The organism is Brenneria populi (assembly GCF_036016195.1).
GTDB lineage: Bacteria > Pseudomonadota > Gammaproteobacteria > Enterobacterales > Enterobacteriaceae > Brenneria > Brenneria populi.
This window is the reverse complement of the sequence record NZ_JAYWTM010000006.1, coordinates 131734-146597: the sequence shown is the minus strand read 5'-3', so window position 1 is coordinate 146597 and position 14864 is coordinate 131734. Positions and strand designations below refer to the sequence as shown.

The window sequence follows — 14864 nt, the reverse complement described above, 5'->3', positions numbered from 1 at the left end:
CGCCGTCGCATCGGCTACGACGACGGCCCGACTCGCGCCGACCGGTCAAACTGTCTGACGATACCGTCGATAATCTCCCTGGCGCTGAAATAGTCGATGCGAAACGAATTAACGCCCAGCCCATAGACCTGTTTCTTTTTTACCGAGGGCAAATTGGCCAGCATCGGATCCCGCAGAAACGCCGCCGCTTTGTCGTCCCCCGCGCTGAGCAGAAACGTCGTGGAGGCGGTCAACTGGGTCAGATTTTCATACTGCGCCCAGATAAAATCCTGCCGCGGGGCGACGCTGCTTTGCCATGCCGGATCGGGCGCTTCCAGGCTAAAGCCGAGCGCGCTCAGCAGCCGGGCGTGAACCCCGTCGGAGGTGGCGATCGGGTTGCTGGCGCCGGGACCGTTGTAACTGATAATGTTCACCTTGCCCTGCGGCGGGGTGATTTTATCGCGAGCCGCGTTAACCTCGGCGTCGAATTCGGCGATGCGCACGTTGGTCTGCGCTTCAAGACCGACCGCCACGCTAATCTGCCGCGCCAGCGCCTGCCAGGTCTGGCCGCCGTAATCCAGCACGATGGTCGGCGCGATGGCGTTCAGCTCGTCGATCTGCCCGAGCGCGGAGTCCCCGCCCGTGGCGGCGACCACGATCAAATCGGGCGCGACGGCATAGACCGCTTCCAGATCCACGCTGCCCGCCGGCCACAGTTTTTCCACCCGGCGCGCTTGCGCCGTCTTGTCCCACTGGGCAAAGAACCGGCCGTTGGCCGCGGCGGCGCTGGCCGCCAGCGGCGCATCGATCGCCAGCAGCGTTCCGCTGATGGTCACCGAGGTGGACAAAATGCGCTTCGGCTGGGCGGGCAGAACGGTGGTGGTGCCGTCGGCATTGTGAAAGGTTCGCGGCCAGACGGCGCCGGCGTGCGCGGCCTGGACGATAAATCCCGCCAGCGCCGCCAGCATCAGCAGCAGACGTCCCGCATTCGCCCTGCTTTTCTTGTTATTCATCAATCTCCCGACCGCCATCCGCGCCTAAAACAGGCATAATAATAAATGCGAAATGATTCTCAATCGCTAAAAGCAAACTCGCCGCAGTATAATATTCACCCGCAGGCGCCGCAATAGCGCGCCCGCCAAGATGCGATGCAACCGGCGGAACGGATATCCCCCTGGAACAGGAGAAAAACAGGCATGGCAGCAAACCGACCGTTGTGTATCGGCATGTCAATCGCCGTCACCTGGCTGACCGGAAACGGCTGGCGGCGCGCCGACAGCCGGGTGGAAGACATTTATTCGCCCGACTTTTATATCGACCTGGCCAAACGGGCGGAAAACGCGAAACTGGATTTTCTGTTCCGTCCCGACACCCTGTTCATCGATCCGCAAAGCGCGGCGCGTTCGCCGTCCTTCAGCAGTCTCGATCCCAGCGTGCTGCTGGCGGCCATCGCCGGGGAAACCCGCCGTATCGGCCTGGTCTCCACCGCGTCGACGACTTTTTACCCCCCTTATATCGTTGCCCGGCAAATCCAGTCCCTCAACTGGATCAGCCGCGGCCGGGCGGGCTGGAACGTGGTTACCGCGCTGGACGGTCAGCGGAATTTCGGGCTTGACTCCATGCCGCCCTCCCGGGAGCGCTATGAAAAAGCCCTTGAGTTCACGGACGTGGTGCGCCGGCTGTGGCAAAGCTATCCGCACGACGCGCTGGCTATAGACCGGTGCAAGGGCGAGTATGCGCAGGCCGATAGGCTGCGCCCCATCGGCCACCGCGGCCGTTTTTTTAGCGTCGAGGGGCCGCTCAACGTGCCGGACGCGGGCAGCGGCGCCATTCCGCTGTTTCAGGCCGGCGCGTCGGATTGGGGACGCGATTTCGCCGCGCGGATCGCCGACGGCGTCTTCGCCGCCACGCCGGACAGCGCCGCCGGCGTCGAACTGCGCGCCGATCTGCGCCGGCGGGCGCAGGCGCACGGCCGGCGGCCCGATGCGATCCGGCTGCTGCCCGGCCTGAGCCTCTATCTGGGGAAAAACCGGCGCGAGGCGCGCGAGCTGTATCAGGAAACCCATGCCAATCTGGCGCTGGAGCGCCGATACGCCGGTATCAGGGAGATGCTGGGAGTCGACCTCAGCCGGCTGCCGCCGGACCAGCCCATCACGGCGCGGATGCTCCCCGCGCCGCTCGCCCGGACTCGCAGCCAGACGCATGCCGATTTACTACGGCGCCTGATCCTACGGGAACGCCTTACCGTCGGCGAGCTGCTGCAAAGGCCGGAAGTCATCGGCTCCGCGCACTGGCTGGTGGTCGGTACGGCGGAAGATGCCCTGCGGGAAATTATCGCTCGGACGCAAGCCGGCGCGGCGGACGGTTTTATCGCGCTGCCCGGCGGATCGCCGGCGTCGCTCGACTGTTTTTTCGACGACCTGCTCCCCCTTTTGGTGGAACAAGGCCTGTTCCGCCGCGACTACGACGGCGCCACCCTGCGCCAGCATTTGGGCATGGATCCGCCGTCTCAGACGCCAACCGACCGGTGACCGTCATGCGAATAGAAAACGTTTATTTTTTTACTGCGGAGAGATAACCGCTCCTAAATCTCAATAAACAATTAAACTTTATTGAGTTAATTATCATAAATAACAGTATGTTGCTTGGTTTCCCCTACGCGCCTTCCTCGCTGTCATTGCCGCGCGGACGGGAATGACAGAGAGGAAGGGAAGGAATGACGAATAGCCACGCAGGATGGCAAAGTCCGATAAGCGGCGATCGGAGGCGATCGGAGATGATGGTTTTGTCAGATCGAGATACTCGGGGCGACCACGGGGGTGAGGCTTCCCTACGGAAATCTCCCCCCGCGTTCCCCCGACAAAAACGCGCGCGTCTTTAAACGCCGCCGGCGGGGCCCGCAGAGCGAGCCCCGCGCGCGTTACAGCGCGGCGATAGTCGCCCGCTGCTCCAGCAGTTTCGCTTTCGCCGCCGCGTAGCCGTCAAGCTTGGCGCGCTCTTTGGCCACCACCGCTTCCGGAGCGCGCGCCACAAAGCCCTCGTTGGCCAGCTTGCTCTCGATACGGCCGATCTCCGTTTCGATTTTGGCGACCTCTTTTGCCAGACGATCCAGCTCCGCGGCTTTGTCAATCAGACCCGCCATCGGAATCAGCAGCTCGGCGCCGTCCACCAATTTGGCAACGGATACCGGGCCTTTATCGCCCGCCGGCAACAGCGTGATGCTATCCAGACGAGCCAGCGTCTGAATAAAGCCGCGGTTTTCCTGCGCCCGGCGCGCGGCTTCGGGAGCGGCGTCGCGCAGCAGCAGCTCGAGCGGTTTGCCCGGCGCGATATTCATTTCCGCGCGGATATTACGCACGGCGATTATCGCCTGCTTGATCCATTCCAGATCGTTCAGCGCCTGCGTATCTTCCTGCGCGGCGTCGAACTCAGGGAAAGGCTGCAACATGATCGTATCGGCGCTAATGCCTTTCAGCGTTTTCACCCGTTGCCAGATGGTTTCGGTAATAAACGGAATGATCGGATGCGCCAGACGCAGCAGCGCCTCCAGCACCGTGACCAGCGTATGGCGGGTGCCGCGCAGTTCCGCTTCGCCGCCGCCGTTCATCACCGGCTTCGCCAGCTCCAGATACCAGTCGCAGAACTGGTTCCAGGTGAATTCGTACAGAATATTGGCGGCGATATCGAAACGGTAGCCGTCCAGGGCTTCCCGGTACGCTTTCACCGTGCGGTTGAACTCCGCCAGAATCCAGCGATCGGCCAGCGACAGCACTTTTTCGCCGCCCTGCAGACCGCAATCCTGACCCTCGGTATTCATCAGCACGAAACGGCTGGCGTTCCACAGCTTGTTGCAGAAGTTGCGGTAACCCTCCAGACGCTTCATATCCCAGTTGATATCGCGCCCGGTGGAGGCCAGCGCCGCCAGGGTAAAGCGCAGCGCATCCGTACCATGCGGCTCGATGCCGTTCGGGAACTGCTTCTCGGTGCGCTTGCGGATTTTTTCCGCCAGCTGCGGCTGCATCATGTTGCCGGTGCGTTTTTCCAGCAGCGCCTCCAGCGAAATGCCGTCCACCATATCCAGCGGGTCGATCACATTCCCTTTGGATTTGGACATTTTCTGGCCTTCCTCATCGCGGATCAGCCCGGTCATATAAACGGTATGGAACGGCACCTGCGGCTTGCCGTTCTCGTCTTTGATGAAGTGCATGGTCAGCATGATCATGCGGGCGATCCAGAAGAAGATGATATCGAAGCCGCTGACCATCACGCTGCTGGGATGGAACGCCTTCAGCTCCGGCGTCTGTTCCGGCCAGCCCAGCGTGGAGAAAGTCCACAGACCGGAAGAGAACCAGGTATCCAGCACGTCTTCATCCTGATGCAGCGCCACGTCGTCGGAGAGATGATTGTCGCGGCGCACTTCCGCTTCGTCACGGCCGACGTAAACCTTGCCGCTATCGTCGTACCAGGCCGGAATGCGGTGTCCCCACCACAGCTGGCGGGAGATACACCAGTCCTGAATATCGCGCATCCAGCTGAAGTACATATTTTCGTACTGCTTCGGCACGAACTGGATCTGCCCCTGCTCCACCGCCTCTATCGCCACCTTCGCCAGCGGCGCGGTGCGCACGTACCACTGGTCGGTCAGCATCGGCTCAATCACCACGCCGCCGCGGTCGCCGTACGGCACGGTCAAATCATGCGCCTTGATCTCTTCCAGCAGCCCCATATCATCAAAAGCGGCGACGATCGCCTTACGCGCGGCGAAACGTTCAAGACCGCGGAACCGGGCGGGGATCTCGCCGCTGTAGACGGCGCTGGCTTCGCCGTTGGTATCGAAGACTTCGGCTTCCTGACGGATATCGCCGTCGAAGGTCAGAATATTGATCATCGGCAGTTGGTGACGCTTGCCGACCTCGTAGTCGTTGAAGTCATGCGCCGGCGTGATTTTCACGCAGCCGGTGCCTTTGGTCATATCGGCGTGTTCGTCGCCGACGATCTTGATGCGGCGGTTAACCAGCGGCAGAATGACTTCTTTGCCGATCAGGTCTTTATAGCGCGGATCTTCCGGGTTTACCGCCACGCCGGTATCGCCCAACACGGTTTCAGGACGCGTGGTGGCGACCACCAGATAATCCTTGCCGTCGGCGGTTTTGACGCCGTCGGCCAGCGGATAGCGCAGATGCCACATGGAACCTTTGGATTCGCGGTTTTCCACCTCCAGATCGGAGATGGCGGTGCGCAGTTTCGGATCCCAGTTCACCAGACGTTTGCCGCGATAAATCAAATCTTCGTTATACAGGCGAACGAATACCTCTTTCACCGCCTCGGACAGCCCTTCGTCCATGGTAAAGCGCTCGCGCTCCCAGTCCACGGAGTTGCCCAGACGGCGCATCTGGCGGGTAATGGTGCCGCCGGACTCGGCTTTCCACTGCCAGATTTTTTCAATGAAGCCTGCGCGGCCATAGTCGTGCCGGGTTTTACCCTCTTCCGCCGCGATCTTACGCTCCACCACCATCTGCGTGGCGATGCCGGCGTGGTCGGTGCCCGCCTGCCATAGCGTATTTTTCCCCTGCATACGCTGATAGCGAATCATCGTATCCATAATGGTTTGCTGGAAAGCATGACCCATATGCAAGCTGCCGGTAACGTTGGGCGGCGGGATCATGATACTGAAGCTCTCTTTGCTCACATCGCCGTTCGGCTTGAAGTAGCCTTGCTCTTCCCAGTGCTCGTAAAGAGGCTGCTCGATATCTTGCGGGTTATATTTCGTTTCCATTATGCTCAAAATTCAGTGAGTTGGCGGCTTAGCCGTGGTCAATTGAAAGCCGACGCTGCGATAGGCCTTGTAGCGGTCGCGCGCCAACTGTTTCAGGGATTCTTCGTAAGGGACAAAGTCTATCACTTCATGGAAAGCGGTGGCAAAATCTGCGAAATACGGCAACAGGCTGATAAGCAGGTCGCGCGGGGCGTTCCCCCGCCGCTCCGGCCATGCCAGTTCAACCGGCGCCCCCTGACGCGGCCCCTCGCCGGCCAAATTATGCGGCACGAACGCATGCGGATCGCGCCGCCACAGCGCCTCGTCCAGCCGTACCGCCTGCCGTTCATTCTCACAGGCGATCAGCACCCGCTTTCCCGCACGCCAACGTTCCGCCGCCAGATCGCATGCCAACGCCTCAAAGGCGCTGAGCTCATCGCTTTTTTCGTCATGTTCGAGAAGATAGAACGTTGCGTTTTTCATTATTTACACTATTGATAAGGGCCGGAAAAACCGGCCCGTTTATGCCGACGCCATTGATCGCGTCCGACGGATGACCGTTATTCTACGTCATTCAGTCCGGCGCGATTAAGCAGGAACTGCGACAGCAGCGCGACCGGACGCCCGGTCGCGCCTTTGGCTTTTCCCGAGCGCCACGCCGTACCGGCGATATCCAGATGCGCCCAGCTATATTTGCGCGTAAAGCGCGACAGGAAGCAGCCCGCGGTAATCGCCCCGCCGGGACGGCCGCCGATATTCGCCATATCGGCGAAATTGGACTCCAGTTGCTCCTGGAACTCATCGGTCAGCGGCAGACGCCACGCCCGGTCGCCGGACTGCTCGGAAGCGCCCAGCAGCTCGTGCGCCAGCGGATTATGGTTCGACATCATCCCGGTAATATGGTGGCCCAGCGCAATCACGCAGGCGCCGGTCAGCGTAGCGATATCAATCACCACCTCGGGGTCATAGCGTTCCACGTAGGTCAGCGCGTCGCACAGCACCAGACGGCCTTCCGCGTCGGTGTTCAGCACCTCCACCGTCTGGCCCGACATGGTGGTCAGCACGTCGCCCGGCCGGTAGGCGCGCCCGTCGACCATGTTTTCGCAGCCGGCCAGCACGCCAATAATATTCAGCGGCAGCGCCAACTCCGCCGCCATGCGCATCACCCCGTAGACCGTCGCGGCGCCGCACATGTCGTATTTCATCTCATCCATGCTGTCGGCGGGCTTGATGGACACGCCGCCGGAATCAAAGGTCAGCCCTTTGCCGACCAGCACAATCGGCCGGACATCCGGCGACGGATCGCCCTTATATTCGATCACCGACATCAGGGATTCATTCTGGGAACCCTGCCCGACCGCCAGATAGGCATTCATGCCCAGCTCTTTCATCTGCTGCTCGCCAATCACTCGGGTAATGATATTCTGGCTATAGGTATCGGCCAGCTGACGCGCCTGCGAGGCCAGGTAGGCGGCATTACAGATATTGGGCGGCATGTTGCCGAGATCTTTCGCCGCCTTGATGCCGGCGGCGATCGCCAGGCCGTGCTGAATAGCGCGCTCTCCGCTGGTCAGCTCGCGGCGCGTCGGCACATTAAACACCATTTTACGCAGCGGACGGCGCAGCTCGACTTTATTGCTTTTCAGCTGATCGAAGGTATAGAGCGACTCTTTCGCCGTTTCCACCGCCTGGCGCACTTTCCAGTAAGTATTGCGGCCCTTAACGTGCAGTTCGGTCAGAAAACAGACCGCTTCCATCGACCCGGTTTCGTTCAGCGCGTTGATGGTTTTCTGAATGACCTGCTTGTATTGACGTTCGTCCAGTTCCCGCTCTTTGCCGCAGCCAATCAGTAAAATACGTTCCGAAAGGATGTTGGGTACATGATGCAGTAGCAGTGACTGCCCCACTTTGCCTTCCAGCTCACCCCGGCGGAGCAAAGCGCTGATATAGCCGTCGCTGATTTTATCAAGCTGCTCGGCAATCGGGGACAAGCGGCGCGGTTCAAACACGCCGACGACAATGCAGGCACTGCGTTGTTTTTCCGGGCTACCGCTTTTTACGCTGAACTCCATGTACTCTCCTGAATCTAAAAGACAAAGACGGGATCAACGGCTAGAATGTGACACTCCGTAATACTTTCCCGCCGTTGCGTTAACATAATCTGTGTTAATCTTAACGACGTAACGAATCTGCTTCGATCAGTATAAGCAGGTTCTGATAAAACACCCCAAACACAGTATGTTGTAATACAGTTTTAGCTACGAAGGTTGCCACAAATGAGTATAAATGGCGAGTTAGCGAAGAAACTATCGGCTTTCCTGCAAAAAGACAAGTTTTCACAGGCGTAATTAAGCGTGATTATCACTCGATATCTGGTACGGGAAACATTTAAAAGCCAACTGGCCATCCTTTTCATTCTGTTACTGATTTTCTTTTGTCAGAAATTGGTGCGGATATTGGGCGCCGCCGTTGACGGCGATATTCCGACCAATTTGGTTATTTCCCTACTGGGATTAGGCGTGCCTGAAATGGCGCAGCTCATCTTGCCATTAAGTCTGTTTCTCGGGTTACTTATGACGTTCGGCCGTTTGTACGCGGAAAGCGAGATCACCGTGATGCACGCCTGCGGCCTCGGCAAAAGCGTGCTGCTTAAGGCGGCGCTGCTGCTCGGGCTGCTGACGGCGGCGGCGGCGACCGTCAACGCGCTATGGCTCGGCCCCTGGTCTTCACGCCATCAGGAAGTGGTGATGGCCGAGGCGAAAGCCAACCCGGGCATGGCGACGCTGGTGGAGGGGCAGTTCCAGTCAGCCCAGGGCGGCAACGCCGTACTGTTCGTCGGCAACGTCAAAGGTTCGGAATTCGAACACGTCTTTCTGGCCCAGTTGCGGCCCAGGGGCAACGCGCGCCCTTCCGTCGTCGTCGCCGATCGCGGACACGTCACGCAGAACGACGACGGCACCCAGGTCGTGACGCTGGACAACGGCGCGCGCTATGAAGGCACCGCGTTGCTGCGCGATTTTCGCATCACCGACTTTACCAACTACCAGGCGGTGATTGGCCATCAGTCCGTCACGCTCGATAACAGCGATGTCGAGCAGATGGATATGCCGACGCTCTGGCGTTCGGATAGTCATGACGCCCGCGCCGAATTCCACTGGCGTCTTACCCTTATCCTCTCCGTCCTGATCATGGCGCTGATGGTCGTACCGCTGAGCGTCATCAATCCGCGCCAGGGCCGGGTGCTGAGCATGCTCCCCGCCATGCTGCTCTATCTTATCTTCTTCCTGCTGCAAAGCTCGCTGCGATCCAACGCCGGCAAAGGGAAAATAGACCCGATGATCTGGATCTGGACGACAAACCTGGCATATATCGGCATCGCCGTGCTGTTGAATATCTGGGATACCGTGCCGATGCGCAGAATACGCGCCCGTTTGACACTGAGGGGGGCGGCCTGATGTTTGGCGTACTCGACCGCTATATCGGTAAAACGATTTTTACCACCATTATGACGACGCTGTTCATGCTGGTGTCGCTTTCCGGCATCATCAAGTTCGTCGACCAGCTGCGCAAGGTCGGCCAGGGAAGCTACTCGACGCTCGGCGCCGGGCTTTATACGCTGCTCAGCGTGCCGAAAGATATCGAAACCTTTTTTCCGATGGCGGCGCTGCTCGGCGCGCTGCTTGGGCTGGGCCAGCTTGCGACCCGCAGCGAACTGGTGGTTATGCAGGCGGCGGGATTTACCCGCCTGCAAATCGCCTCCGCGGTCATGAAAACCGCCATCCCGCTGGTACTGATCACCATGGCGATCGGCGAGTGGGTTTCGCCAAAAGGGGAACAGCTGGCGCGCAACTACCGCTCGCAGATGATCTCCGGCGGCTCAATGATCTCGACGCAGAACGGCCTTTGGGCCAAAGACGGCAACGACTTCATCTTTATTGAGCGGGTGGTGAACGACAAGGAGCTCTCCGGGGTCAACATCTACCGCTTCGATAATCAAAACAAACTGCTCTCGGTGCGCTACGCCGCATCCGCCCTGTATGAGGATAACGCCTGGAAACTTTCCCAGGTTGATCAATCCGACCTGGTCGACGGCAAACAGATCGGCGGCAGCCAAACGCTGAGCGGCGAATGGAAAACCAACCTGACCCCCGACAAGCTCGGCGTGGCGGCGTTGGAACCGAGCGCCCTCTCCATCAGCGGATTGTACAACTACGCCAGCTACCTCAAACAAAGCGGACAAGAGTCGAGCCGCTACGTCTTGAGCATGTGGAGCAAAATCTTCGCGCCGCTCTCCGTCGCCGTTATGATGCTGATGGCGCTATCCTTCATCTTTGGCCCGCTGCGCAGCGTTCCCGCCGGTCTGCGCATCGTCATTGGCATCAGCTTCGGCTTCCTGTTCTACCTGCTCAATGAAATCTTCCGCCCCTTGAGTCTGGTCTACGGCATTCCGCCGGTATTAGGAGCCATTCTGCCCAGCGCCGTGTTTATGATAATCAGCATCGCGCTGCTGTTAAAACGCCGTTAGGCGAAGCCGAATGGCCAAAACCCAAGGCGCCGCTCGGCGCCTTTTTTGCGACCACGGCGCACCTACATCCTGAAAATAGGATAACACTTTGCCAAAGATGATTTTTTCAGCACTTAAACCGGCAGCGGATGGATTAGAGTTGCGCACGAGTCGGCAAACGGTATAATGCACCCGTTTTCCGCATACCCTTCGTGCCGAAGTGGCGAAATCGGTAGACGCAGTTGATTCAAAATCAACCGTAGAAATACGTGCCGGTTCGAGTCCGGCCTTCGGCACCAACAGTATGTAAATAGGCCTCAACTGAGGTCTTTTTTTATGTCTGAAATCCAGTAGTTATCTCCCTTTCCCGCTATATTAACTCTCTCAGGGTCAACCGACTTCAATGTACATCTACCAACAGTTGTTGGTACAGATGATGGTATTTCCGGTTCGATAATGCATATACCAACAGGGAGGGCCTAAACATGGCGCTTACTGATATCAAAGTCAGAACAGCCAAGCCTGCCGATAAGCAATACAAGCTTACCGACGGCAACGGCATGCACTTGCTTGTTCACCCTAATGGCTCAAAATACTGGCGCCTACAGTACCGCTTCGGCGGTAAACAGAAGATGTTGGCGCTGGGTGTTTATCCTGATGTCTCTCTGGCCGATGCACGAGCGCGGCGTGATGAAGCGCGTAAGCTACTGGCGAACGGCAGTGACCCTGGTGATAAAAAGAAATCTGATAAGATTGAACAGAGCGAGGCGTTGACCTTTCGAGACGTTGCCATTGAATGGCATGCCACCAATAAAAAGTGGTCGGAAGAGCATAGCCGTCGCGTACTGAAAAGCCTGGAGGATAATCTCTTCTCGGTTATCGGCGAACGCAACATCGCTGAACTCAAAACCCGTGACCTGTTAGCGCCTATCAAGGCGGTTGAACAGTCTGGACGTCTTGAAGTCGCCTCACGCCTTCAGCAACGCACCACCGCAATAATGCGCTATGCGGTACAGAGCGGATTAATCGACTACAACCCGGCACAGGAAATGGCAGGGGCAGTGGCGTCCAGCAATCGGCAACATCGTCCTGCACTGGAACTAAAACATACTCCCGAACTGCTTCAGCGCATCGATAACTACACTGGCAGGCCGTTAACCCGTTTGGCGGTCGAGTTGACGCTATTGATCTTTATCCGCTCCAGCGAACTGCGCTTTGCCCGTTGGTCAGAGATCGATTTTGAAACTGCAATGTGGACCATCCCTCCTGAGCGTGAGCCCATCGAAGGTGTAAAACATTCTCATCGTGGCTCTAAGATGCGCACTCCGCACTTGGTACCACTGTCCCGACAGGCGCTGGTTATCCTGAAGCAAATACAGCAATTCAGTGGCGGCCATGAACTGATCTTTATTGGCGATCACGACCCACGTAAGCCAATGAGTGAAAATACAGTGAATAAGGCGCTGCGGGTAATGGGGTATGACACCAAGGTTGAAGTTTGCGGCCACGGTTTTCGCACTATGGCTTGTAGTTCGCTGATTGAATCGGGATTATGGTCGAGGGATGCGGTAGAACGGCAGATGAGCCATATGGAACGTAACTCTGTGCGAGCAGCGTATATCCATAAGGCGGAGCATCTGGACGAACGTAAGCTGATGCTGCAATGGTGGGCGGATTTTCTGGATGCGAATCGGGAGAAGGCGGTGAGTCCGTTTGATTTTGGGAAGTTGACGGCGGATTAATATGTAGTAGTAGATGGCGAACAGATTACCTCCCTATCGGCATAACAGAAGCCACTGGGGTGCCTAAAAATTATTCGCTATTAAGAATAGTAAACGAAAACTGAGTTGCGTTGATATAACAGATTCCCAGTTTCCCCATCTTAGATTTATTCAAGCGTGGAAACTGGGCGCTTAATGTTAATCGGGATCTTACCCCTGAACAGGTATCTCTAACTCAAAGCCTCCCTGAATGATGAAGTCTCGAAGCAATTCAGCAGTCTTGATATTCACCTTAAAAAGAGGAATGGCTTGCCCTTCGAGTGCTTCGAAGTAGGACTTAGCTTTTTGCTTATCGATCGTTGGGGACGTCATGAAGCTAAAATCTGGCTCACCTAACTGGGATCGTTTTTTGCTATGAACTAGCTGATAATTAATCTAAAAAAATATCTCCTCCTGTCAAGACCACCTGAATGACCTCCCAGTGGGCAAATGTCATAAATAGCTGGTTTGAGATCCATCATTGCATGCGGTGACCGTTGCTGTAGACAGCCTGAGATTGGATTCTCCTGTCTTTAACTGCGAACCTCCCCAAAATTTCAGGGGAGGCTTATCACGCGGATTGTAAATTTACCGGCAGGTTAGCGACTGGAGGTAGTGTCGCCCTTTCTCTTCATCATACAAGCCTTCCCATTTTGCAATAATCAGAGGAGCAAGCGCGTTGCCGACGACATTCAACGCTGTCCGTCCCATATCCATTATTCGATCGACGCCTGCAATTAACGCCAGTCCTTCAAGAGGAAGCCCGGCGCTTGATAATGTCGCCAACATAATGACAAACATAAACCCCGGCACGCCCGCCGCGCCTTTGGACGTTACCACCATTGTCAGAACTAATAATATCAATTCTTGCAGCCCTAAGTGGATACCATAAAGCTGTGCGATAAAAAGCGTAGCATTGATGCCATGCAGGCGAGCGACATGAGACACGGTCATACCGGGTTCCATAGTCTGCTGAATAATGGCAATTTTTTCCTGCGGTGTACGACGCAGACGCCGCTCAGGTCCTGATAACACTTCAACCATCTTATTATTCTGACTGGTGTTAAACATAGTTCCAAAACTACCTCTTATTTTAAGAGAGGCGAAGTGTCTGGTGATCTATGGGGCTAATCTAGGGATGCTGATATTGTGCTTGCCACAGGTAGTGACGCTAATAAAATCATGCTATTTTAATAAGTGCTATTAACTTTTATTAAAGGGTGATGCTCATGGGACAACCAGCGAAACAGACGATCAGTGCTCAGATACCCGCCGAACTTGCTGCTGCGGTTGAAAGCCTGGCTATTGAACTGGATAGATCCAAAAGTTGGGTGATTAAAGAAGCGCTGACCGCAATGATTGAAGAGAGAGAACGGAGGCATCAGCGGGTTTTGAAAGGTCTTGCTGATGTCGATGCGGGAAGAGTCGTAAGCCATGCAGATGTGATCGACTTCGCCAACAAACTCAAAAAGTCATAATCAATGGAAATACGTTGGACGCAAAAGGCACAGGATGACCTGGAACGTATTTATGGGTTTGCCAGTCAGTACAGTCGGCAACATGCTGACGAGGTGTTAGATCGCTTGATCATCGGCACCACGGGGCTTGCTGACCACCCGAGAATCGGCGTATCTCAGGTAAGATATGAACCACGCGAGGTGAGAAAAATCTTGTTTGATGATTATGAAGTTCACTATGAAATTCAGCACGATACTATTTATATCGTCGATCTTTGGCATACACGAGAAAACCGTTAAATTTCGTTGTCTTCGATAGAAACCCCACCAAACTTTAAAAATTGCTTATCGTAGGAACAGCAAGCTCAATGAATAATTTGAGTACGTTAGCACTTCTCTCCATCTGTAACCCTGCCTTTGCTGCTGTACTTAAAGCAGCAAGATGAATACATAAAAACACTATTTTGTGTTTTTTACTCAATCGTGTGTTTTAATGGTGTGAGTTCTATATGGAGTATTGCACTATGCCGCAGAATAAGATCAAGCAACTTCGCACCCAGCTATCCATCACTCAACGTGAGCTGGCAGAAAGAGTGGGAACTAGCCAGCAGCAGATTCAGCGTATAGAGGCTGGTAAGGTTGCCGCCAAACTAGGCTTGGCGCAGGCGATATGCGCTGTTTTGAATAAGCCGTTAAGCGCAGTGTTTCCCGACGGTGATGAAGTGCTGAAGGAATTCCGTACCTATCGTAGTCAAGCTGATGAATATTTGAATCATTTTGCAGCCAAAGGCATTGAGATCGATAGCAGTGTTTGGTCTGTAAAACTCTATCTTAGGGGGCACCAAGATCCGCTCTGGTTAGCGATATCTGCGGCTGATAAACGTCGATTCTATGCTTATTTTCAGGAGAAAACGTATCCGGGAGTAGAACGCTTTTTTGTGTTCGACTCAGACCAGTATCGCTATGCGTTAAATACTCGTGAAGTAATATTTCACCAATTCCTATTTGAACCTGTTGCCCCCATTTACAGTAATGGAGATGAGAATAGGGATGAAGATTTCTATTATAATGTCCACATTACCCTGGAAAATGGTGGCCCGATTATCGGACTGAGTGTTGAGCCAGATGAACCTGAAGATGAAGATATTGAGGACATCGGTCAGTTAGGTTCATTCTTTGAGATATTGGAGTGTGACCCAGAGACAGCGGAACGTTATGTGATCACCGATATGGATGGTGAGGACGCCTTTATCCGCATTGGCTCAATCGCTATGGTGAAGGTTTCGCTTGATGCGTTAGAGCCTGTTGAAGATGGCGAAGATGAAGTTTAATTAATTGATTTATATCGTTTTTAAAATAAACGAGGCTGAGTATACAATCAAATAGCTCTTGTTTTTAACAATTATATT

Annotated in this window: 12 protein-coding genes and 1 tRNA gene; 8 read left to right on the top strand and 5 right to left on the bottom strand. The window is 55.6% G+C overall.

Annotated features, from left to right (window positions below; all coding sequences use genetic code 11):
* Window positions 1-14: 14 nt before the first annotated feature.
* Window positions 15-992: a Fe2+-enterobactin ABC transporter substrate-binding protein gene (gene fepB, locus VSX58_RS08180; RefSeq protein WP_327617654.1), complete on the bottom strand. Its 978-nt coding sequence runs from the start codon at window positions 990-992 to the stop codon at window positions 15-17.
* A gap of 183 nt (window positions 993-1175) precedes the next feature.
* On the opposite strand from fepB, the gene VSX58_RS08175 reads away from it, so the two are divergent.
* The gene (locus tag VSX58_RS08175) at window positions 1176-2510 is read left to right on the top strand and encodes an NtaA/DmoA family FMN-dependent monooxygenase (RefSeq protein WP_327617653.1); all 1335 of its coding nucleotides are present in this window, start codon (window positions 1176-1178) and stop codon (window positions 2508-2510) included.
* A gap of 389 nt (window positions 2511-2899) precedes the next feature.
* On the opposite strand, the gene VSX58_RS08170 is transcribed toward VSX58_RS08175, so the two are convergent.
* The 3 genes from VSX58_RS08170 to pepA all read right to left on the bottom strand — a co-directional run bounded on the left by VSX58_RS08170 (window position 2900) and on the right by pepA (window position 7806).
* Complete coding sequence (locus VSX58_RS08170; protein ID WP_327617652.1) at window positions 2900-5755, bottom strand: valine--tRNA ligase; 2856 nt, start codon at window positions 5753-5755, stop codon at window positions 2900-2902.
* 12 nt (window positions 5756-5767) lie between these two features.
* On the bottom strand, window positions 5768-6217 hold the full coding sequence (locus VSX58_RS08165; protein ID WP_327617651.1) for a DNA polymerase III subunit chi: 450 nt from the start codon (window positions 6215-6217) through the stop codon (window positions 5768-5770).
* Between the two features lie 77 nt (window positions 6218-6294).
* Window positions 6295-7806: a leucyl aminopeptidase gene (pepA, locus tag VSX58_RS08160; RefSeq protein ID WP_327617650.1), complete on the bottom strand. Its 1512-nt coding sequence runs from the start codon at window positions 7804-7806 to the stop codon at window positions 6295-6297.
* 282 nt (window positions 7807-8088) lie between these two features.
* Between pepA and lptF the strand changes: the two genes are divergently transcribed.
* The 4 genes from lptF to VSX58_RS08140 all read left to right on the top strand — a co-directional run bounded on the left by lptF (window position 8089) and on the right by VSX58_RS08140 (window position 11980).
* Complete coding sequence (gene lptF / locus VSX58_RS08155) at window positions 8089-9189, top strand: LPS export ABC transporter permease LptF (protein WP_327617649.1); 1101 nt, start codon at window positions 8089-8091, stop codon at window positions 9187-9189.
* Window positions 9189-10259: an LPS export ABC transporter permease LptG gene (gene lptG / locus VSX58_RS08150; protein ID WP_327617648.1), complete on the top strand. Its 1071-nt coding sequence runs from the start codon at window positions 9189-9191 to the stop codon at window positions 10257-10259. Before lptF ends, lptG begins: the two co-directional genes overlap by 1 nt.
* A 193-nt stretch (window positions 10260-10452) precedes the next feature.
* Window positions 10453-10537: transfer RNA gene (locus tag VSX58_RS08145), tRNA-Leu, on the top strand.
* 186 nt (window positions 10538-10723) lie between these two features.
* Window positions 10724-11980 (top strand): tyrosine-type recombinase/integrase, encoded by a 1257-nt coding sequence (locus tag VSX58_RS08140; protein ID WP_327617647.1) that lies wholly within the window; start codon window positions 10724-10726, stop codon window positions 11978-11980.
* 606 nt (window positions 11981-12586) lie between these two features.
* Here VSX58_RS08140 and VSX58_RS08135 read toward each other — a convergent pair.
* Entirely contained in the window at window positions 12587-13042 is a 456-nt protein-coding gene (locus VSX58_RS08135; RefSeq protein WP_327617901.1) for a cation:dicarboxylate symporter family transporter, read from the bottom strand.
* Window positions 13043-13227: 185 nt separating this feature from the next.
* Here VSX58_RS08135 and VSX58_RS08130 point away from each other — a divergent pair, with 185 nt between their 5' ends.
* The 3 genes from VSX58_RS08130 (at window position 13228) to VSX58_RS08120 (ending at window position 14786) form a co-directional block, all read left to right on the top strand.
* Entirely contained in the window at window positions 13228-13476 is a 249-nt protein-coding gene (locus tag VSX58_RS08130; RefSeq protein WP_103808671.1) for a CopG family ribbon-helix-helix protein, read from the top strand.
* A 3-nt stretch (window positions 13477-13479) separates the two neighbouring features.
* Entirely contained in the window at window positions 13480-13755 is a 276-nt protein-coding gene (locus VSX58_RS08125) for a type II toxin-antitoxin system RelE/ParE family toxin (RefSeq protein ID WP_327617646.1), read from the top strand.
* A 224-nt stretch (window positions 13756-13979) separates the two neighbouring features.
* The gene (locus VSX58_RS08120; protein ID WP_327617645.1) at window positions 13980-14786 is read left to right on the top strand and encodes a helix-turn-helix transcriptional regulator; all 807 of its coding nucleotides are present in this window, start codon (window positions 13980-13982) and stop codon (window positions 14784-14786) included.
* The last annotated feature ends 78 nt before the right edge of the window (window positions 14787-14864 follow it).

Excerpts from the sequence above, each read along its gene's own strand:
- fepB (WP_327617654.1), bottom strand. The coding sequence starts at position 992 with ATGAATAACAAGAAAAGCAGGGCGAATGCGGGACGTCTGCTGCTGATG.
- VSX58_RS08175 (WP_327617653.1), top strand. The coding sequence starts at position 1,176 with ATGGCAGCAAACCGACCGTTGTGTATCGGCATGTCAATCGCCGTCACC.
- VSX58_RS08170 (WP_327617652.1), bottom strand. The coding sequence starts at position 5,755 with ATGGAAACGAAATATAACCCGCAAGATATCGAGCAGCCTCTTTACGAG.
- VSX58_RS08165 (WP_327617651.1), bottom strand. The coding sequence starts at position 6,217 with ATGAAAAACGCAACGTTCTATCTTCTCGAACATGACGAAAAAAGCGAT.
- pepA (WP_327617650.1), bottom strand. The coding sequence starts at position 7,806 with ATGGAGTTCAGCGTAAAAAGCGGTAGCCCGGAAAAACAACGCAGTGCC.
- lptG (WP_327617648.1), top strand. The coding sequence starts at position 9,189 with ATGTTTGGCGTACTCGACCGCTATATCGGTAAAACGATTTTTACCACC.
- VSX58_RS08140 (WP_327617647.1), top strand. The coding sequence starts at position 10,724 with ATGGCGCTTACTGATATCAAAGTCAGAACAGCCAAGCCTGCCGATAAG.
- VSX58_RS08135 (WP_327617901.1), bottom strand. The coding sequence starts at position 13,042 with ATGGTTGAAGTGTTATCAGGACCTGAGCGGCGTCTGCGTCGTACACCG.
- VSX58_RS08130 (WP_103808671.1), top strand. The coding sequence starts at position 13,228 with ATGGGACAACCAGCGAAACAGACGATCAGTGCTCAGATACCCGCCGAA.
- VSX58_RS08125 (WP_327617646.1), top strand. The coding sequence starts at position 13,480 with ATGGAAATACGTTGGACGCAAAAGGCACAGGATGACCTGGAACGTATT.
- VSX58_RS08120 (WP_327617645.1), top strand. The coding sequence starts at position 13,980 with ATGCCGCAGAATAAGATCAAGCAACTTCGCACCCAGCTATCCATCACT.